Origin of the sequence: Psychrobacillus sp. FSL K6-1267 (assembly GCF_038003265.1) — a bacterium.
GTDB lineage: Bacteria > Bacillota > Bacilli > Bacillales_A > Planococcaceae > Psychrobacillus > Psychrobacillus faecigallinarum.
Genome location: NZ_JBBOOR010000001.1, coordinates 1,193,712 through 1,213,009 on the forward strand (window position 1 = coordinate 1,193,712; position 19,298 = coordinate 1,213,009).

Annotated in this window: 22 protein-coding genes; 16 read left to right on the plus strand and 6 right to left on the minus strand. The window is 35.1% G+C overall.

Translation table 11 applies throughout. The features are described from left to right. Window positions 1–9: 9 nt before the first annotated feature. From MHB55_RS05820 to MHB55_RS05835, 4 genes are all read left to right on the plus strand, one after another. Entirely contained in the window at window positions 10–813 is an 804-nt protein-coding gene (locus tag MHB55_RS05820) for an NAD kinase (protein ID WP_144537744.1), read from the plus strand. Further along, window positions 813–1,715 (plus strand): RluA family pseudouridine synthase, encoded by a 903-nt coding sequence (locus MHB55_RS05825; protein WP_154311248.1) that lies wholly within the window; start codon window positions 813–815, stop codon window positions 1,713–1,715. The genes MHB55_RS05820 and MHB55_RS05825 overlap by 1 nt, the downstream gene beginning before the upstream one ends. A gap of 237 nt (window positions 1,716–1,952) precedes the next feature. Beyond that, window positions 1,953–3,320 carry a magnesium transporter gene (gene mgtE, locus MHB55_RS05830; protein WP_144537748.1) on the plus strand — a complete coding sequence of 456 codons (1,368 nt, stop codon included), beginning with the start codon at window positions 1,953–1,955 and terminating at the stop codon, window positions 3,318–3,320. Window positions 3,321–3,371: 51 nt separating this feature from the next. Then, on the plus strand, window positions 3,372–3,752 hold the full coding sequence (locus MHB55_RS05835) for a hypothetical protein (protein WP_144537749.1): 381 nt from the start codon (window positions 3,372–3,374) through the stop codon (window positions 3,750–3,752). A gap of 251 nt (window positions 3,753–4,003) precedes the next feature. On the opposite strand, the gene MHB55_RS05840 is transcribed toward MHB55_RS05835, so the two are convergent. Then, window positions 4,004–4,525 carry a CotY/CotZ family spore coat protein gene (locus tag MHB55_RS05840; protein WP_144537751.1) on the minus strand — a complete coding sequence of 174 codons (522 nt, stop codon included), beginning with the start codon at window positions 4,523–4,525 and terminating at the stop codon, window positions 4,004–4,006. Between the two features lie 135 nt (window positions 4,526–4,660). On the opposite strand from MHB55_RS05840, the gene MHB55_RS05845 reads away from it, so the two are divergent. From MHB55_RS05845 to MHB55_RS05875, 7 genes are all read left to right on the plus strand, one after another. Further along, window positions 4,661–5,050, plus strand: a complete 390-nt coding sequence (locus MHB55_RS05845) for a YhcN/YlaJ family sporulation lipoprotein (RefSeq protein ID WP_144537753.1) — start codon at window positions 4,661–4,663, stop codon at window positions 5,048–5,050. Further along, window positions 5,050–5,505: a stage V sporulation protein AC gene (spoVAC, locus tag MHB55_RS05850; protein ID WP_144537755.1), complete on the plus strand. Its 456-nt coding sequence runs from the start codon at window positions 5,050–5,052 to the stop codon at window positions 5,503–5,505. The genes MHB55_RS05845 and spoVAC overlap by 1 nt, the downstream gene beginning before the upstream one ends. After that, window positions 5,499–6,506 (plus strand): stage V sporulation protein AD, encoded by a 1,008-nt coding sequence (locus MHB55_RS05855; RefSeq protein WP_154311246.1) that lies wholly within the window; start codon window positions 5,499–5,501, stop codon window positions 6,504–6,506. The genes spoVAC and MHB55_RS05855 overlap by 7 nt, the downstream gene beginning before the upstream one ends. A 1-nt stretch (window position 6,507) precedes the next feature. Then, window positions 6,508–6,873: a stage V sporulation protein AE gene (gene spoVAE, locus MHB55_RS05860; RefSeq protein ID WP_144537758.1), complete on the plus strand. Its 366-nt coding sequence runs from the start codon at window positions 6,508–6,510 to the stop codon at window positions 6,871–6,873. A 65-nt stretch (window positions 6,874–6,938) separates the two neighbouring features. Continuing rightward, window positions 6,939–7,094 (plus strand): YjcZ family sporulation protein, encoded by a 156-nt coding sequence (locus MHB55_RS05865; RefSeq protein WP_144537761.1) that lies wholly within the window; start codon window positions 6,939–6,941, stop codon window positions 7,092–7,094. 33 nt (window positions 7,095–7,127) lie between these two features. Then, window positions 7,128–7,373, plus strand: a complete 246-nt coding sequence (locus tag MHB55_RS05870; RefSeq protein WP_144537763.1) for a stage VI sporulation protein F — start codon at window positions 7,128–7,130, stop codon at window positions 7,371–7,373. A gap of 74 nt (window positions 7,374–7,447) precedes the next feature. Continuing rightward, the gene (locus MHB55_RS05875; RefSeq protein ID WP_144537764.1) at window positions 7,448–7,759 is read left to right on the plus strand and encodes a hypothetical protein; all 312 of its coding nucleotides are present in this window, start codon (window positions 7,448–7,450) and stop codon (window positions 7,757–7,759) included. A 45-nt stretch (window positions 7,760–7,804) separates the two neighbouring features. Here the strand turns inward: MHB55_RS05875 and MHB55_RS05880 are convergent, their stop codons facing one another. The 3 genes from MHB55_RS05880 to MHB55_RS05890 are packed head-to-tail and all read right to left on the minus strand — an operon-like array spanning window position 7,805 to window position 9,531. Further along, entirely contained in the window at window positions 7,805–8,233 is a 429-nt protein-coding gene (locus MHB55_RS05880; protein WP_144537766.1) for a GNAT family N-acetyltransferase, read from the minus strand. Between the two features lie 3 nt (window positions 8,234–8,236). Then, entirely contained in the window at window positions 8,237–8,752 is a 516-nt protein-coding gene (locus MHB55_RS05885) for a YjcG family protein (protein WP_144537768.1), read from the minus strand. Between the two features lie 56 nt (window positions 8,753–8,808). Next, the gene (locus MHB55_RS05890) at window positions 8,809–9,531 is read right to left on the minus strand and encodes an alpha/beta hydrolase (RefSeq protein WP_340862808.1); all 723 of its coding nucleotides are present in this window, start codon (window positions 9,529–9,531) and stop codon (window positions 8,809–8,811) included. Window positions 9,532–9,650: 119 nt separating this feature from the next. Between MHB55_RS05890 and MHB55_RS05895 the strand changes: the two genes are divergently transcribed. Together MHB55_RS05895 and MHB55_RS05900 are read left to right on the plus strand one after the other, a co-directional pair. Further along, a complete protein-coding gene (locus MHB55_RS05895) occupies window positions 9,651–10,235 on the plus strand; it encodes a phosphatidylglycerophosphatase A family protein (RefSeq protein ID WP_340862809.1) in 585 nt (194 codons plus the stop codon). Between the two features lie 235 nt (window positions 10,236–10,470). Next, window positions 10,471–11,805: a serine hydrolase domain-containing protein gene (locus tag MHB55_RS05900; RefSeq protein ID WP_340862810.1), complete on the plus strand. Its 1,335-nt coding sequence runs from the start codon at window positions 10,471–10,473 to the stop codon at window positions 11,803–11,805. A 162-nt stretch (window positions 11,806–11,967) separates the two neighbouring features. Here MHB55_RS05900 and MHB55_RS05905 read toward each other — a convergent pair whose 3' ends face one another. Then, window positions 11,968–12,123, minus strand: a complete 156-nt coding sequence (locus MHB55_RS05905) for a hypothetical protein (RefSeq protein WP_186318116.1) — start codon at window positions 12,121–12,123, stop codon at window positions 11,968–11,970. Between the two features lie 342 nt (window positions 12,124–12,465). Here MHB55_RS05905 and MHB55_RS05910 point away from each other — a divergent pair, with 342 nt between their 5' ends. Both MHB55_RS05910 and MHB55_RS05915 read left to right on the plus strand, forming a co-directional pair. Next, window positions 12,466–13,854, plus strand: coding sequence for an aldehyde dehydrogenase (locus MHB55_RS05910; RefSeq protein WP_154311242.1), 1,389 nt, complete (start codon window positions 12,466–12,468; stop codon window positions 13,852–13,854). 185 nt (window positions 13,855–14,039) lie between these two features. Next, window positions 14,040–16,223, plus strand: coding sequence for a sensor domain-containing protein (locus MHB55_RS05915; RefSeq protein ID WP_340862811.1), 2,184 nt, complete (start codon window positions 14,040–14,042; stop codon window positions 16,221–16,223). Window positions 16,224–16,482: 259 nt separating this feature from the next. Here MHB55_RS05915 and MHB55_RS05920 read toward each other — a convergent pair whose 3' ends face one another. After that, window positions 16,483–18,060 (minus strand): ATP-binding protein, encoded by a 1,578-nt coding sequence (locus tag MHB55_RS05920; protein WP_144537780.1) that lies wholly within the window; start codon window positions 18,058–18,060, stop codon window positions 16,483–16,485. Between the two features lie 101 nt (window positions 18,061–18,161). Here MHB55_RS05920 and MHB55_RS05925 point away from each other — a divergent pair, with 101 nt between their 5' ends. Next, window positions 18,162–19,211 carry a M42 family metallopeptidase gene (locus tag MHB55_RS05925; RefSeq protein ID WP_154311240.1) on the plus strand — a complete coding sequence of 350 codons (1,050 nt, stop codon included), beginning with the start codon at window positions 18,162–18,164 and terminating at the stop codon, window positions 19,209–19,211. Window positions 19,212–19,298: the final 87 nt, after the last annotated feature.

Genomic DNA, 19,298 nt, shown 5'->3' on the forward strand with positions numbered 1-19,298 from the left:
GTGGTAATAATGAAGTTTTTTATACAGTCTCGAAATGATGAACTCTCCAATCAATTAATGGAAACTGCCAAAATGTATCTTACTGACTTTGGGCTTGTATTAGATGAAGAGACCCCGGATATTGTCCTATCAATAGGTGGAGATGGAACTTTGTTGCATGCCTTTCATAAATACAAACATATGACAGATTCTGTTGCGTTTGTTGGTATCCACACCGGACATCTTGGTTTTTATGCAGATTGGAAGCCATCAGAAATAGAAAAGCTAGTGATTAGTATTGCGAAAAAAGAATTTAAAGTAATAGAGTATCCTTTATTGGAGGTTACTATTAACTATAAGCACGAAGAGGATAACTCCGTTTATCTGGCGTTAAACGAATCTACCGTTAAATCCCCAGATGTAACGCTAGTAATGGATGTTGAGTTAAATGGAAGTTTGTTTGAAAGATTTAGAGGAGACGGCTTGTGTATGTCTACTCCATCGGGTAGTACAGCCTATAATAAAGCACTTGGTGGAGCGATAGTACATCCATCCCTAGAGGCGATGCAGTTAGCTGAAATTGCTTCAATTAACAATCGAGTATTTAGGACAGTTGGCTCTTCTTTAGTTTTACCAAAACACCATACGTGCCTATTGAGACCTGTTAATGGTCCAGATTTTATGGTAACTGTGGATCATCTTCACTTGTTGCACAAAGATGTTGCTTCAATCGAATATAGAGTAGCAGAGGAAAGAGTTCGTTTTGCTAGATTCCGTTCCTTCCCATTTTGGACAAGGGTACATGACAGCTTCATAGATAGTGATTTAAAATAATGACAGAAAATCAGATAAAGCTTTCTTTTTCTATTAACGAATCTGTTCTACTAAGAGATGCTATCAGTCAGTATGGAATATCCAAAAAAGCTCTTACAAGTATTAAATATGATGGCGGTCAAATTTTAGTTAACGGGGAAGAAAAGACAGTAAGACATACTCTTGCTAAGGGTGATATAGTCACTATCGTGTTTCCACGAGAGAAAAAAAGCGAAGGATTAATCGCGGAGGAAATGTTCTTTCCTATATTATTTGAAGATGAGCATTTACTTGTTATATCTAAAAAAGCTGGAATAAGTACAATTCCTTCCCGGGAACATCCTATGGGAACATTAGCGAATGGGATTTGTGGATATTTAGAAAAGAATTCTTCTGCTTCAACTGTACATATTGTTACTAGGCTAGACAAAGATACGTCAGGAATAGTGTGTATTGCAAAGCATCGTCATGCTCATCACTTACTGAGTGAAATGCAAAAGGCAGGTGCAATTTCAAGAACTTATGAAGCGATTGTACATGGTTATGTAGGACAAGATTCCTTCCTCATTGATGCACCCATTGGACGAAAAGACAATAGTATAATCGAGCGAATGATAGACCCAGAAGGAAAACAGGCTAAAACATCGGTAGAAGTGTTGAGTCGATTTACTGTTAAAGGTGAAAAGTTGAGTCATGTCAGATTAAAGCTCTTTACTGGTAGAACCCATCAGATTAGGGTACATATGATGTCTGTTGGACACCCACTATTAGGAGATGATCTATATGGTGGAAGACTTAATTTAATATGCCGTCAGGCTTTGCACGCCAAACAATTAGAATTGGTTCATCCTTTTACTAAACAACCATTATATATAGAAGATAAATATCCTATGGACTTGCAAGCTATTTTTGATATCATTTAAAAGGAAAAGTGAATGAAATATTAAAACAAGGGGAGTGACAATGATCACTACCCTTGATTATTTTTGAATAATTTTCCTAAACATTTTTGAGGTTCATTATTTCCATATAGTTTCAAAAAAATTTCCCAGGGAATAATATATTGATGTAACTTTTGTTGCCATTTTAAGAAAGCTATTGCTTATTAAAAACAGTGGTCATACAATAGTAAAGGTTATATGCCGGAAGGAGGGAAAGATATGAAAGAGGAAAAAGTGGATCTATTGGAACTTGAGGAATCAAATTTAATTCATTTTTTGCTTACAGATTCTATGGATGATTTTAGAGAGATTTTTATGGAACTTCATCCTTACGATCAGTCAATATTTTTTGAGAAGGTAGAGCCAGAATTACGACAGAAAATCTTTCATTATCTTTCTCCGAAAGAGATGGCAGAGCTTTTTGAGGCAACTAAGTTTGATGAAGAACTGTATGAATTTTACTTAAAAGAAATGGACACAACGTATGCAGCCGATATGCTTTCGTTCATGTATGCTGATAATGCAGTAGACGTACTAAACGAACTAGAGGATGCACAAGTAGCAAGTTATTTAAATATTATGGACAAAGAATCTGCACAGGAAATCAAGGACCTGTTAGATTATGAAGAATATACAGCTGGATCTATAATGACAACTGAATATGTCGCTATTCCAGAAAACTCCACTTGTCGTTCTGCCATGACAATATTAAGAAATGCAGCCCCTGATGCCGAAACGATTTATTATTTATTCGTTGTAGATGAATCACATAGGCTTGCAGGGGTCATATCATTGAGAGACCTTATCGTAGCAGATGAAGATACTTTGATAAAAGATATTATGAATGAGCGTGTTGTAAGTGTTCTAGTAAACGAAGATCAAGAAGAAGTCGCTAAAATGATTAAGGATTATGACTTTTTAGCTGTCCCTGTTCTAGACTTTGAGAACCATTTACTTGGAATTGTAACAGTAGATGATATTATCGACGTATTAGATGAAGAAGCGTCAGATGATTATTCCAAACTTGCCGCAGTATCTGATATGGATACATTTGATAAGGGTCCATTTTCGGCTGCAAGAAAGAGACTACCATGGCTAATCATTCTTCTATTCTTGGGGATGATGACGGCAAATCTGATGAGTATTTTTGAGCAAACATTAGACAAGGTTGCACTTCTTGCGGTGTTTATCCCTCTAATTGCGGGTATGGCCGGTAATAGTGGGACACAGGCGCTAGCCGTTGCTGTACGCGGGATCGCAACAGGCGATATCGAGGAGCAAAGTAAAACTAAACTATTATTTCGTGAAGCTGGTACAGGCTTAATAACAGGATTAATCTGCGGGCTACTTGTGATAGGAGTTATTTACTTTTGGAAACATGATCTTTTAATCGGGATGCTCGTTGGAGCTGCAATATTTGGATCGATATTTTTTGCTACACTTGGAGGATCATTTATTCCTTTACTCATCCATCGCATGAAAATCGATCCAGCTGTAGCATCTGGACCATTCATAACGACCATCAATGATTTAATTAGTATTTTAATCTATCTGGGCTTAGCGACATTGTTCATCTCTTCTTTATAAATTAACCAATTCAATGTTTTTTGCATAAGGTAAAGGAAAAAGGATGTGTCAATGAGCTCATTAAATGATCCTTTACTTTTTATACAAGGGCCACCGGTTTTTCATCTTCCTCCCGAATTTAAAGAAGTTATAGAATTCGAAAAGCTAGTAGAAGATGGAGAGGAAGAAAGTACTTCGATTTATGAAAAAAACAGAGAAATGTCCGGCACAACTTCAGCTATTTTAGATAAATTATATTTTTTAGCAAAGCCATTTCAACGCCAAGTATACCGCCCATTAAACTTTCATTTAAAAGGTGGGGGAATACTGCAGGGAGAAGTTGAGGAAGTGAACGGAAAAAGCGTTACAATTAAATTGAACTCAGGAGAAAATGCTGTCTATCCAATTGAGCAAGTTATAAAAATTACTTGGCGAGGAAGTATAATGAAATAAATAATGGTTAATATATGATTAGCTTTTTTACGAGAAAAGCAGTAGATAAAAGACACGTCCCTAAGGGTACGTGTCTTTTATCTATTCAATAATTGCTTCGGTTAATTTCAAACAAAGCTATTCATTTACAAAAAAATCCAAATAAGATCAAAAGAAGGTAGTACAAGTACAGCTAATGCTTTAAAAAAACAATGATTAAAAACCGTTCGGTGGTTAGCCCGAACGGAATAGACACTACATTATTGAAACGATTAGTCACATACATCTAAAAATACATCCGCTACGCATTCAATACCACAGAAACAGTTTAAATCTACGGTTACACAGCTACCAGTTAAATCGAAATTACGTACCTTACAAATTTGTTTGAAATCAATTTTAGTACCATCACCGTTTAATAAATTTACTCCGTGTCGTTGAGCGTCAAGTGGTTCTAAAACTCTTAATGTAGCACAACAGTTATCAAAGATATCTTCTACACGGAAAAATACTGATACGCAATCATTATCATGTGGTCTAGGTGTTAAATCACGGAAAAAAGCTTTGAAGGGATCTCCATCTTTTGTCAATAACATGAAAACACGTGTATCTGCATTATTTCTTGATGGACTTACAAGTCCTCCAAGTGGCTCTAAAAAGCAACTAGTTGGACACGGACCGCAATTATTTTCTGCTTGATCTTGTATATCTTTAATAGCTCGAACTACGTCACATACGCAACGTTGATTTTTATCATGGTGACCAGAAACGTGTTCATTATTTCCACAACCCATAAATATTCACCTCCTTTGTCTCTTCTTAAGTAATTTATGTAGGGGTACAGTTTTGGATAGGGGCAAATAGCTCAGATAGAATTGCATAATTCAATTTTGCGCGTACATACTAACTAAAAAAGGAGCAAAGAACCTATGAAAAAAATAGTGTGTGTTCTCCTGTTATTATTCTTAATGGCTGCTTGTTCAGGCCCAGAATATAAGGTGTATTCTGATGGAGATACTTCCAAACTTGAAGAGCTCCTTAAAGAGCAGGATAAAATTGTTGGATATAAAAGTGTAATGGATAACAATGATGTTCTGGTAGCGATTGATATAGCAAGATTAAAACGATTTCAAAAAGTGAAAATCGAAGATGAAGTAAAAAAGGAAATTGAAAAAGAGTTCCCGGATAAAGAGGTTATAGTGACAGGGGATATCAAAATCAAATGGGAAATTGAAAAAATCATGAATAAAGAAAAGAAAAATGAAAAATTGAAAAAAGCTATCGAAGAAATTAAAACCCTATCGAAGGAAGAGACCTAATGGATCAAAAACAATTTCAAAAAGTTGTTGATAAGCAGACTCCCAAAGCCCCGGTGTTTATGAATTGTTTAAAAGCTTTTATAGTAGGTGGAATATTTTGTACAGTAGGTCAATTAATAACATTCTTCTATATGCGCTTTTTTCCTTTTACTGAAAAAACAGCAGGGAATCCTACTGTTGCAACGATGATATTCATAGCTATGATTTTAACAGGGACAGGCTTATATAAAAAAATTTCCCAGTTTGGAGGAGCGGGATCTGCGGTGCCCGTTACCGGATTTGGTAATGCAGTTATCTCCGCTTCCATAGAACATAAAACAGAGGGTTATGTATTAGGGGTCGGTGGTAACATGTTTAAGCTTGCAGGATCAGTTATCGTATTTGGCGTGCTTTCTGCATTTTTTGTGGCTCTAGTTAAAACAATTCTCGTCAAATTGGGAGTGGTCTCATGGTAAATACCGGTGGAACTATTTCATTTACACAAAGGCCGAGCATCGCAAGTGCAGGCGTTGTTGTTGGACCTGTGGAAAAAGTGAGCCCATTTGCGGAGTCTTTTGATGAAATATTAACGACAGAAAAGGAAAAAAACGAAACTTATGAACAGGCCGCTAGTCGATTTATAGAAAAGGCTTGCTCAATTGCTGTTAGTAAGGTTCATGAAAAGATGGATAATATTGATTTGTTTATTGGAGGAGACCTAGTCAATCAAATGTCGCCTTCCAGCTTTGCAGCAAGAAAGCTTGCAATTCCTTACTTTGGCGTATTTTCTGCTTGTGCAAGTTCTATGGAAGCAACTATCATTGGCTGCCTCCTGTTAGAAACGGGAAATTCGAAAAGTATCCTTGCTGGTGCTTCAAGTCATCATCCCACTGTGGAAAGACAGTTCAGATATCCTTTGGAGTATGGGGCGCAAAAGCCTAAAACTGCACAATGGACAGTAACGGCTGCTGCTTTTGCTCTTTTACAGAGCAATGCTAAAAATGCACCCTATATTTCTCATGCGACGATGGGAAGAGTAGTGGATGGAAAGCAATCGAATCCTCTCCATATGGGAGCTGCTATGGCCCCAGCTGCTAGAGATACAATCGAACGTCACTTAAAAAACACAAACAGTAAAATGTCAGATTATGATTTGATAATGACAGGTGACTTAGGAAAGATAGGACTTTCTATATTAAAAGAGATGTTTCAGGATGAAAATAGCGGAGTAATTTTGCAGGATGCTGGAGCTCAATATTATGGAGATGACCAATTCTTTAATGCCGGTGCGAGTGGTCCTGGCTGTTCTGCTTCAGTATTTTTTAGTCATATATACAGTCAACTCAAAAAAGGTACATTTAAACGGGTTTTACTAATAGCTACAGGTGCATTGCTTTCTCCATTAACTTATCAACAGGGAGAAACCATCCCATGCATAGCACATGCTATTGAATGTCGAATGGAGAAGAAGGGATAATATGATTTCATCATTAATTACAGCTTTTATCGTCGGAGGTTTAATTTGTGTAATTGGACAAATTCTAATGGATGTTTGTAAACTAACACCAGCTCATACATTAAGCGGTATGGTGGTAGCAGGGGCAATTTTAGATGGTTTTGGTTTATATGAGCCCCTTATTGATTTTGCAGGAGCGGGGGCAACAATTCCGATCACTTCCTTTGGAAACTCATTAACCCATGGTGCACTCGCAGAAGCTGAAAAACATGGCTTAGTTGGAGTAATAACTGGAATGTTTGAGGTAACGAGTTCCGGTATCAGTGCAGCTATATTATTCGGAATAATTGGTGCTTTTATATTCCAAAAACGAAAAACAACCTATTAAGCAAAATGCCCTATTTCTTGCGCCCCCCTTGCATACTATAAGTTGAAAGGAAGGGGGGAAAGGATATGTACGGTTATTGTGATGGAGGATGTTACGGTTACGGCGGAGGCTACGGATATGAGGGTGGCTACGGTGGAAATAAAGGTGCAGGCTCAACATTTGTATTAATCGTTGTTTTATTCATTTTATTGATCATTGTCGGAGCTAGCTTTCTCCCTTAAACCTGATTATAAATAATGCGAGGGGGAAATTACATGCAAAATTCTTTTTTCAGAGCGATTGAGAATAAAACCGGTGTATCAATGGATGAGCTTTTCACACTAGCTAACGCCATTTCAAATGCTGATTTTACCAATGAACATCAAGTTCGTAAAATCGTAAGAAAAGTAGGCAGGCTTGCCAACAAACCTGTTTCTAAAGAATTAGAAGATCAACTGACGAACTCAATCCTCCAAAAAGGAAGTTCAATCAGTTTAACCGATATTGAAAAAATGCTGTAATATTTAAAAAATAGGTTTAAGGTAAATTAAACAAGGGTAAAGAGCATATAGTTTCATAATGGAGGTGGATAAGAATGGGGTATATTATTCCAGTTCAACCTTTGCAGTCGCAAATTTATGCGAATCGTATGCAAATGGAAGAATATAATTTTGCTCAAATCAATAATGTTCAAAATGTTAAAATGAAATCGATTTTCGATGATCACTTAGCTGACCTTCAACAAAAAGAAGGAATAGAACAACAAGAAGAAAAGCAGTTATCGGGTAATAAAGAACTTTCTAGCTTGCCATTATCTAAAGGCTTTATCCAACCAAATCCCGTTAATTTATCACCTATCATTGCAGAAATATCAGGTAAAGGTAACTATGTGAATACCTATATTTAAGCAAAGAGTAAAACCCGCTAACCTATAGTTAGCGGGTTTTACTCTTTATAATTCTTTTTCCATCGCTCTATGAGGGATACCAGCTTCCAAAAATTCAGGAGACGTGATGACATAATCTCTTTTTTCATAAAAGGGTATTGCGTGACTCTGAGCGTTTAACTTTAGTTTTTTAAATTGATGATCCTTTGCGTAATCTTCCATACATTCCATCATCAAATTACCTAGTTTTTTCCCTCTATATTCAGGTAAGATACATACGCGTTCTACTTTACCAATAGTGGGCTCAGCAATGCGAATCCGACCAGCTCCAAAAGGAGTATCTCCGTCATAAGCAACAAAATGTGTTGCTTTCATGTCGTATTCGTCTAACTCTAAATGCAGAGGAACGTCTTGTTCCTCTACAAATACTTTTCTTCTTATATATATTGCATCATCGTACTCTTTCTCAGTTTCAACAATCTTTGCAAATACCAATGGTTACTCAGCTCCAGACAATCTAAATGTTTCATATACGGTCCAGGAACCGTCTTCTAGCTGATACAACAGATGAATTCGATCTATCTCTTCCTCGAATTCTGCTCCAATCATTTTTAATTGTGGCAATATATCGTCATGCTCACTTGCACTAAGTTTTTGTGCAATAGTAATATGAGGTACAAATGAATAGGTTTCATCATCATGATACTCAATTGAATTCAGATCCTCATGTAATTTTTCAAGCTCTTGTGTAGATTGAATATTGAAGTAGATAGCATTTGTTACAGGAGCAAAAGAACTTACTTTTGTTGTTTTCATTATAAAGGGCTTATGGGTCTTAGCTATTTCATTAATTTGGTTAGCTATTGTTTTAATTTGGGCTTCATCTGCTTCAAAAACTCCCTTTAAAGTCATATGAGGAGTAATAAGAGCATAATGGGGATCATAACGCTTTCTATAAGAGTTCGCAAAATCTTGCACCTTTTTTGATGGAAAAGCAACAATACCGTATTTCATAATCATGACCTCCTTAAAATTATCTTACAATATATTTCTATTATACCAAAAACATCTTAAAGACTGAAATTGTTTTGCAGTGATCTTTTAATGTCTGGTTGCCATAGCTTCCAAGTATGGTCTCCTTCTAATTCGTCATAAAAAGTAGAAAACCCTTTATTTAGGAGTAAATTATGCAATTTTCTGTTTGGTGTAAGGAAATCAGTTTCTAAACCATCTCCCGTTTTAACAGCAGTCTCTTGGTTACCAACCACCTGGTATAGAGAAAATGCATGTACTTCTTTATGATTTTCAACCATTTCTAATATGTCCTCATTGATGAGAGGGGAATGCATTATAACTTTCCCAAAAGTATTTGGATACCTAAGGGCTGTAAGTAAGGAAATTGTGCCAGCTAAGGAATCCCCTATCAAAGCTCTTCCCATTCCAATTTGATAAGTCGGATAATTTTCATCTATATAAGGAACTAGCTCTTGTGCTATAAAACGTGAATACGCTAGCTGTTTTTCTCCATCTGGGTGATACATGCTTCTACGTTCTTTGACACTTTTATAAGGAACACCGACAATTATTAGATTTTCTATTTCTTGATTATCATACAATTCATCTGCTACACGAGAAATTCTTCCTAATTGAAAATAATCTTTACCGTCAGATGCTATAAGGACTGAATATTTATATAATGGAGAGTAATTTGGCGGCAAATAAATTAATAACTGTATTTCTTCATCCAAAGCTTTGCTGTATATAGTTGTATCTTGTAAAGTCTCTTTGTTCATTCTTACACCTCGTTGTCATGTTATATAGAAATTGTAACATATACTGGGAAAGAGGTATAATGAGAGCAGCTTATAGGTATTCTTTTTACAGACTCAAAATAGAAAAAGGAGGTTATTTTTTGGATAAACAAACATCTAGAGTGCATTCCCGCACAGTAGAGCAAGCAACGGTGGATGCGTTAAAGCGTAGAGGAGTTACAATCGAAGAGATTGCTAAAATAGTGTATGAAATGCAATTTCCATATAACAAAGGACTAACTATTGAACACTGTATTGAGTCGATCAAGAGTGTCATGAAAAAAAGAGAAATGCAACATGCAATTCTTGTAGGAATTGAATTAGACGAACTTGCAGAGAAAAAAATGTTATCAGCTCCACTACAACAGATTGTAGAAGCAGATGAAGGATTATTTGGCGTAGATGAAACAATTGCGTTAGGCGCTGTATTTACATACGGAAGTATAGCCGTCACCACGTTTGGACATCTAGACAAAAATAAGATTGGTATAATATCTAAGCTTGATACAAAGGCAGGAGGTAGCATTCATACCTTTCTAGATGACTTGGTTGCAAGTATAGCGGCAAGTGCTGCATCTAGACTTGCTCATCGAACAAGAGACTTGCAAGAGGCTGACGAAACCTTCGAGGATATAGCTCCAGAAGAAACAGCACCGGAAACTAATATCAAGGGAGCAACTACTTAAAAAGAGAGCAGCCACTCGTGGCTGTTTTTTTTTAGACTAGAAAGTATTAAAAATAAGTTACTAACCATACTCATCTAGCTAATCGTACATATATACACGCGTGATTTGCTTTGAGTAATGCTTACACTATCGCATACTTCATGCCAAAGTCTAAGCCGAATATTGAAATCAGCATGTTCATTCTATGCTACAGTAATAAAAACAGAATAAAATGAATTTTTGAGGTGGAAGAAGTATGGGGATTGATGAGAAAGTAAAACGGCTTTTAGACGCTTACGATAAAAATGGGTATATAAATGGAACAATTCTTGTAGCGTCAAGTGATCGAATTATAGTGAATAAAGGATATGGATTTGCGAACTGGGAACATAAAATTCCTAATTTTTCTCATACTAAATTTCGTATAGGATCCCTGTCCAAAGCTTTCACTTCTTTTGCAATTTATCAGTTACATAAAAATGGTAACTTAAATATAAATGAAGCTATAGGAAAATATTTAGTGAATTATCCTAATGGAGGGGAAATCACCATTTATCACTGTTTAACAAATACCTCGGGGATTCCCAATTTTACAGCAGACTCAGATTTTTGGTCTAGGAATATGAGATTGCCTCTAACTCTAGCCCAACTAATTGACGCCTTTAAAGATAAGCCACTACATTTTAAACCAGGTAGCGAATTTGAATACTCTAATTCAGGCTACTCTATCTTAACGGCAATAATTGAGCAGGTCTCAAATATGCCTTATGCAAAATATTTGAGCGATTATATTTTTAATCCGTTAGGGATGGTTAATACTGGCTGTGATGATGGCAGGAAAGTAATAGCTGATATGGCGACAGGGTATTCGGTTTGGGAGAAAGTTATCCGAGCAGAATATTCGGATATGTCTTTTCCTCTTGGTGCTTATGGTCTCTATTCAACAGTCGAAGACCTTTTCATTTGGGACAAGGCGTTAAGCTCCTTTACTATATTAGACGAAGTGTTAACGAAAAAAATGTTTGAAGTAAATAGAAGTAATTATGCTTCTGGTTGGGTAATTTCAAATAAATTTAACAAAAAATGTTCGCATCATTATGGAGATATTAGTGGTTTCTGTAGTAATTTTCTTCGATTTTCTGAGGAGAATATAACGGTAATCTATTTAAGTAATTTGAGTATAACACCCGTAATTAAACTAACTGAAGAGATATCTGAAGTAATGTTTGGTGGAAGTGTGTCTCTGCCAGCATCTATAGATGCAATTGGAGTGGACGATTCACATAAAAAACTTTGTATAATCGGGAAATATCAAGTTATAGATCGACCCACTCAATCCATATCAATATCTCAAGAAAATAACAGTATTTTCTTAACTGTTTCAAAAATGTATAATGCGCTATACAAATATAAACTAATACCCGTGAAGCAGGATTTGTTGAGTATTACTTTTAAGACTGAATTTGTGGATGAAGAGCTTACTATTCACTACAGTCCTTCAAATATAGTTGAGTGTGTTCAATACATAGATTGTTATGGAGAAAAGCACACGGCTCACAATATGAAGACATATGAAAAGAGGAGAATCTAAACAGAATCTCCTCTTCGATAAAATATTGATAATGATTTATTTAATTAGAAAAGCGCAATTGCTTAAGTCAAATCCAACAAGCTAATGTAGATTACTCAAGCTAAGTATTCCATAATAGTCAGCCATCCTAGTAAGAGGAAAGATGAATTTATGGATTATAATCTATTCCATTGTAGCAGTTTCCATTAAAGCTGAGTCATCTTGCTGGAAATATAAGAAAGTCTCCTCTTCTAATTCATTTAGTAAACGTTCCTTATTTAATCCGATAGACTTCGGACCTTGAAAAATAGGCTCCCACCAAGTTTGAGTTTCAGTCATTATATTTCCTCTCCTTTTCCAAAAAACTTATTAATTTTATCATTTGACTTTTATATACCCCAATATGATTCATAACCAAACAATTATTTCAAAAACATGACTTTTTTCATAAGGGATGGAGTACATAGAGGGACTTATTGAATGGTTTCAAATCTCCCTTATGAAAGTAGTATGCCATTTTAAAGTTATTTAATGTACAAGGATAAAAATACAAATTCTTTCGTCAACTGAAAAATAATAGTATGCTTTAGAGAGTAGACTATATATGATAACAAAAAGTAGTCAAAGGTTTATTTGTTCACCAAACATAGTGCATTTAAAAGTTGATGAGGAGATGATAATGTGAATTTTACATCACAGCAGCTAGATCAGATGTTAGAGGAACACCAAACGTATTTTTACTCAGGCATAACTAAATCTGCAAAGTTTCGAATCGACCAATTAGACATTTTGAAAAAAACGATTAAAAAATATGAAAATGAAGTAGTTAAAGCACTTTATAAAGATTTAAGGAAGAGTGAGTTTGAAGCGTATACAACTGAAATAGGGTTGATATATGAAAGTATTACTCATATGAAGAAAAATTTGGATAAATGGATGGAGCCAAAACAGGTGAAAACACCATTGGCGCTCATGCCATCAAAAAGCCAAATTATTAGCGAGCCTTATGGAACAGTTTTAATTATTGCTCCATTTAACTATCCATTTCAGTTAATAATGGAGCCTTTACTTGGAGCTATAGCAGGCGGAAATTGTGTAGTTATCAAACCTTCTGAAACAACTCCTTTTACTACCAATATAGTAAAAAAGATTATAGCTGAAGCCTTTCATCCTCATTATATTAGAGTCGTTGAGGGAGAAAAAGAAGAAACCTCTTTATTGATACATGCTCCTTTCGATTTTATCTTCTTCACTGGTAGTGTAAACGTTGGGAAGGTAGTGATGGAGGCTGCCTCTAAAAGGTTGACTCCAATTGCATTAGAGTTAGGTGGAAAAAGCCCAGCTATCGTTGATCATACGGCTAATTTAGACCAGGCTGCAAAGCGAATCATTTGGGGCAAATTAGTTAACTCTGGACAAACCTGTATTGCTCCAGATTATTTACTCGTAGAAGAAACTGTCAAAGAAAAGCTTCTTGAAAAATTGCGGGAAGCTATTCAACATTTCTACGGTGAAAACGTTCAAAAAAGCCCTGATTATGGGCGAATAGTAAATACCAATCATTTTAGAAGATTACAAAAAATGGTTTTACAAGAGAAAGACCATATTGTTTTTGGAGGTAAAATGGACAAGGAAGATTTATATATAGAACCTACCATTTTAGATGGAGTACATTTCTCTAGTCCTTCTATGCAGGAAGAGATTTTTGGGCCAATCTTGCCAGTGATTAGTTACAAAGATTTACCTACTATTATTCGCCAAATTAGAAAATTTCCAAAGCCCCTAGCAGCCTATATGTTCAGTGAGCATGAAGGAGCACAAAATTATTTTCTAGAAGAGCTTTCCTTTGGTGGAGGATGTATCAATGATACAATTATGCATGCTGGTAGTGCCCACTTACCTTTTGGTGGGGTTGGAAACTCCGGAATGGGAGCTTATCACGGCGCATCAAGCTTTGAAATGTTCACCCATCAAAAATCTATTGTGAAAAAAAGTACAGCTATCCCATTAAACGTAGCGTTCCCTCCGTATAAAAATAAAATTAAGTTAGTAAGAGGCTTATTAAAATAATGATACATCCGAGAGTTGTGGTATTAATTTACCACAACTCTTAGTTCATTAGATTTAATATTAGACCATTAAATTACTTGTTATAATTCTATTCTATCAATAAATTATTGACATGAAATGACTTATTTACTAATATGTAGACAAAGGTTTGTATTTTATTGATTAAATAAAATGGAGGACAAGAAATGGAGTCCATATTTGGCACAGAGTCTGAAGATTTATTGCTAACAGTAAAAAATGCATTGCGTAAAGAATCTATTAAAGAACATGATAAACTTGAAATAATGCTTGAGGATGCTTTTTTTAAGATGAAGCTCATGAGCTATGCAGTAAATGAAACGATGATTCTAGCCCTTACAAACAGAGCTGGACAAATAATATATGTGAATGACAGATTCGTTGAAATTTCTGGTTATTCACCTGAAGAGCTTATAGGTAAAACTCACCGTGTCATCAAATCCTCTCATCATTCCACTCAATTTTTTAAGGAAATGTGGGATACGATTTTACAGGGTCAAACCTGGGAAGGCGAAATATGCAACAAACGTAAAACTGGTGAGTTATATTGGGTTAAAACATATATTCTTCCAATTGGCGAAGAATACAAGGATACTTATTTTTTAAGTATTCGTACGGACATAACAGCTGAAAAAGAAAAGGAACAAAGACTGCAGGCAAGTTTACTAAATTCCTTTGAGACCGTGGTAAGCCACGTAAATAATCTGATTTTTAGAGTAGATAAAGATTATAATAATGAGTATTACTTTTCCTTATTAACTGGTAAAATTGCTACGGAATATTTTAAGGAAAGAGGAATACAGGCAATCCATCCCTCTAGTGAAATGTTTGGAGAACAACCATTTCAAAGCTTAAAGTTAGCAATGAGTTATTTCCCTAAGGAAGTATCCGATAAATTAAATGAAAATATTACAAAGGTTTTCTTAGGAGAAGAAGTTGCCTACAAGGAATGGTTTGGTTCTAAATGTATTCATATTACTATTTCTCCTATTGAGCAAAATGGGAAAGTAACTGGTGCGATTGGTATTGGAAATGATATAACCGAGCTTGAGAACACTCGAACAACTCTATCCGAACTTGCATACAAAGATCACCTGACCAATACATATAACACGGCGGCTTTAAATAGAGATATACAGCTAAAAATATTACTAAAGGAGCCCTTTAGTTTTCTATATATAGACTTAGATCGTTTCAAAAATATTAACGATTCACTAGGCCATGTCACTGGGGATATTTTATTGCAAAAGGTTTCCAGAAGAATGAAATCCTTCTATAAAGAAGGAGCACAAATCTATCGTATGGGTGGAGATGAATTTGTAATCCTTTTGGATGATCAAGAATTCCCTTGTAAAAATTACTTACATAATGCTCAGCAACTGATAAAAGAAATTGAAAAGCCTTTTTATATAGATGAAATGGAATTGTACATTTCGTGTTCAATAGGGCTATCCTGCTTTCCTCTTCATGGCTCTGAATATGCTACTTTACACAGGGCAGCTGACTTAGCATTGAATGTGTCTAAAGAGCAGGGAAGAGGAACTGCAGTATTATATGAAAAAAATTTAGAAGAAGGTTATATTAATAAGGTTCGTTTAGAGAGTGATATCCGTTTTGGATTAGAGAACAATGAATTCTTCCTAGTCTACCAACCTAAAGTAAATTTAGTTACTAATGAAGTTCATGGTTATGAAGCTCTTATCCGATGGAATAGAAAGGGTAAAAATATCATTACTCCAAATGATTACATCCCGTTTGCTGAAGAGACTGGGTTAATCATCCCTTTAGGTAGGTACGTTCTCTATGAGGCATGTAGACAAGCTGCTGAATGGCTACATAAAGGCATAGCTTTTGATACAGTGTCTGTGAATATAAGTCCTGCCGAATTAGAGCAAAACGATTTTGTAAACAATGTTAAAGATATTCTCTTGAAAACGGGACTGCCACCTCAATATTTAGAGCTAGAAATAACGGAAAATGTTTTAATGAAAAATTTAAATAAGCTATTGAGCATTCTAACAGAATTAAAAAACTACGGAATTCGCATAGCAATGGATGACTTTGGGGCAGGTTTTTCTAACTTTCGCTATTTAAGTGAACTCCCTATTCATACATTAAAAATAGACAGTATGTTTATGAACCGTATATTTGAAAGGCGAAATGAAGTGATTGTCTCCTCTATCATTCGAATAGGGCTTAGCCTTGGACTAGAGGTAGTAGCTGAAGGTGTAGAGACAGAGGAAGTTATTCAGTTTTTAAAACGACATAAATGTAAGATTGTTCAAGGTTTTTATTACTCAAAGCCTTTAAATGCCAGAGATGTACCCGACTTCAATCTAATGGTCAAATAAGATATGGTAAGATTTAATAAGAAAGTACAGAGATTATGGTTATCCTCTTCTTCAAATAGATGAAGAATAAATAATTAGGCGGGCTCTCGGGAGGGGCGATAAGACATCAATGCGACGTTTGTGATGTCTTATCTGTCTCCTTCATACCGCTATAGTGACCGCCTTATTAAGTATTCAATTACTACAAGGAAATATTTTGTCTAAAATGATGGTTAATAATCTTTGTTTAAATATCACTGTTATACAACGGCTACTCTAGTCAGGAATTATTACTATAAGGTAATTGGATAGTCACAGTTGTTCCGTGATTTTTATCGCTTTCAATCAAAATATTTCCACCGTGTTCAGATATAATCTTTTCAGAAATCATCATTCCAAGCCCTGTTCCATTAACTTTAGTTGAAAAAAACGGATCAAATACCTTTCCAGCAGTATGCGTGTCCATTCCAACTCCATTGTCTCTTATTTTAATTATTACAATTTCTGATGGTTCAATGGAGCAGCTAATATGAATTTCTCCGTTGTCAGTAATTGCCTCAATTGCGTTTTTAACAAGGTTGATGAGTACTTGTTTCATCTGACCTTCTTCTCCATAGAGAATGATAGGTCCTTCTAATAGCTCAGTTGTAAGAAGGATACCATTTAAGTTAATCTCCGGCTGAAACAAAACGAGAATATCATCTAAAGATTTCTTAAGGTCATACTTTTTAGGTAATTTCGCATGAGGCTTTGCTAAAACAAGAAATTCACTAATTATATAATTTATTCTTTCAATCTCATTTTCAATTACTTTTGTGTAGCGATAATAAGGTTGGGATGGATCACCGTTCATAATTTGCATAAACCCAGAAATTACGGTAATTGGATTCCTAATTTCATGAGCTACTCCAGCAGCCATTTCTCCAGCAATTTTCAACTTTTCTGATTGTAATAATAAGGTTTCTGTCTCTTTTTTAAAGCTGACATCTCTACTAATGATAGAGAGAGCAATAAGCTTCTTGTTGTAATCATATATAGGAGAAAAAGTGATTTGAGCATCAAAATAAGTACCATCTTTTTTTCGATCTGTTGTTTCAAGAAAGTGATAGCTAGCACCGTTTAATACTTCTTGTCTTCTAGCCTCGTCTAGTTGATACTGGGGAGAAATAATGGTTACGCTTTGTCCAATAACCTCTTCTCTTTTCCACCCATATAATTCTTCAAAGGCAGGATTTACTTCAATTATTTTATTATTTTTATCGAAAACAGTTATACTATCCTTGGCATTATCGAAAAAGAGCTGTAAGTAACTTTCACGTGAATATCGTTCCTGCCTCATTGAAGAATTTAACTCAGTTATTTTGTTCCAATATTTTCTATCAAAGTATGTATTTAATATAGAAGTAAAGATAAGCATCATGAGGAGCAGTATAAATGCGATAAGGTCACCTAGAGTAAATATGTATGTATAGGTTGAATACTTGAAGTATATTAGCCCGAAAATTTCTGCTAATGTGAGAAAGAACAAGAATATCCTTGGTCCAATAGAATAATAGAGAACCGCTATGTAAATGGGATAAATAAAAAAAGCAATCATTACTACGTTTTCACTGTAAATATTGACGACTAAAAGATACAAGTTTAAGGATATGAACATAACATACTGAATGATTTCATTTTCGGAGTTCCCACAATACAACAGAGCTAATATTAATAAATAAATAATTGAAACGACAAGATAAGTTAAGATGTCCTTGTTTTGTAAAAGGGCTGCAAAGAAAATATGGCATATTGTAAAAACAGAAAAAATAATGAGAAATAGCTTATTTTTGTCTTTTGTAGTATTAAAAAATTCCATTTTTTCCACCTCCTTCAGTTACTTCTTATATTAGCGTATTTATAGGTATCTGAAAATACAAGATTTTGATAAAATTAAGTAAGATTAAAGGAGGAATAACGATGTCATTTACATTTCAACAGCAAGAGACAGTTTCTTTATTAAAGCAATTAGTAGAAATTCCAAGTCCCTCTGGTTACACAAAAGAAATCATGGATTTTATGGAGCAATTTTTAAAGGAAATTAATGTTGACTATAAACGTACAAACAAGGGTGCATTAATCGCCACAATCAAAGGAGATAATGACACAAAACATCGTTTATTGACGGCTCACACAGATACTTTAGGAGCAATGGTTAAGGAAGTTAAGTCTTCTGGACGATTGAAGCTTTCTATGGTGGGTGGCTTTAACTGGAACGCAGTAGAAGGTGAGTATTGTACTATTCACACAGCAGAAGGTAAAAAAATACGAGGAACCATTCTTATGCACCAAACAACGGTCCATGTATACAAAAACGCAACTGCATTAGCTAGAGATGAGCAAAATATCGAGGTAAGAATAGATGAAAAAGTTACAAATGCAGACGAAACAAGAAAGCTAGGAATAGAAGTAGGGGATTTTGTATCATTCGATCCTAGATTTGAGCAAACGGACACTGGCTTTATCAAGTCTCGTCATTTAGACGACAAAGCAAGTACAGCCCTTTTACTTCAATTAATGAAAGCTATTAAGGAAAACAGTTGGACTCTTCCTTATACTACCCACTTTTATATTTCTAATAATGAAGAAATTGGTTTTGGGGGAAATTCTAGTATTCCAGAACAGACAGTAGAATACATTGCTGTAGATATGGGAGCTATTGGTGACGGACAGGCTTCTGATGAGTATACAGTCTCAATTTGTGCGAAGGATTCTTCTGGTCCATACCATTATGAATTAACGCGAAATCTTGTAGAGCTAGCTAAAAAAGAGGGAATCGATTACAAATTAGACATCTATCCATATTACGGCTCGGATGCTTCAGCAGCGATAAGAGCTGGTTTTGATGTCAAACATGCACTGTTCGGTCCAGGGATTGAAGCATCCCATGCTTATGAGCGAACTCATGTAGATTCATTAGAAAATACCGCTAAACTTCTATATTCTTATATTAATTCTGAAATATTGTAATGGATACTAGTAGACATTTTTACGAGAAATTTGTAAAATTGTTTGCTAGTTCTTTTTTTACTTGTATTTTTGGCGTTAAATCCATAT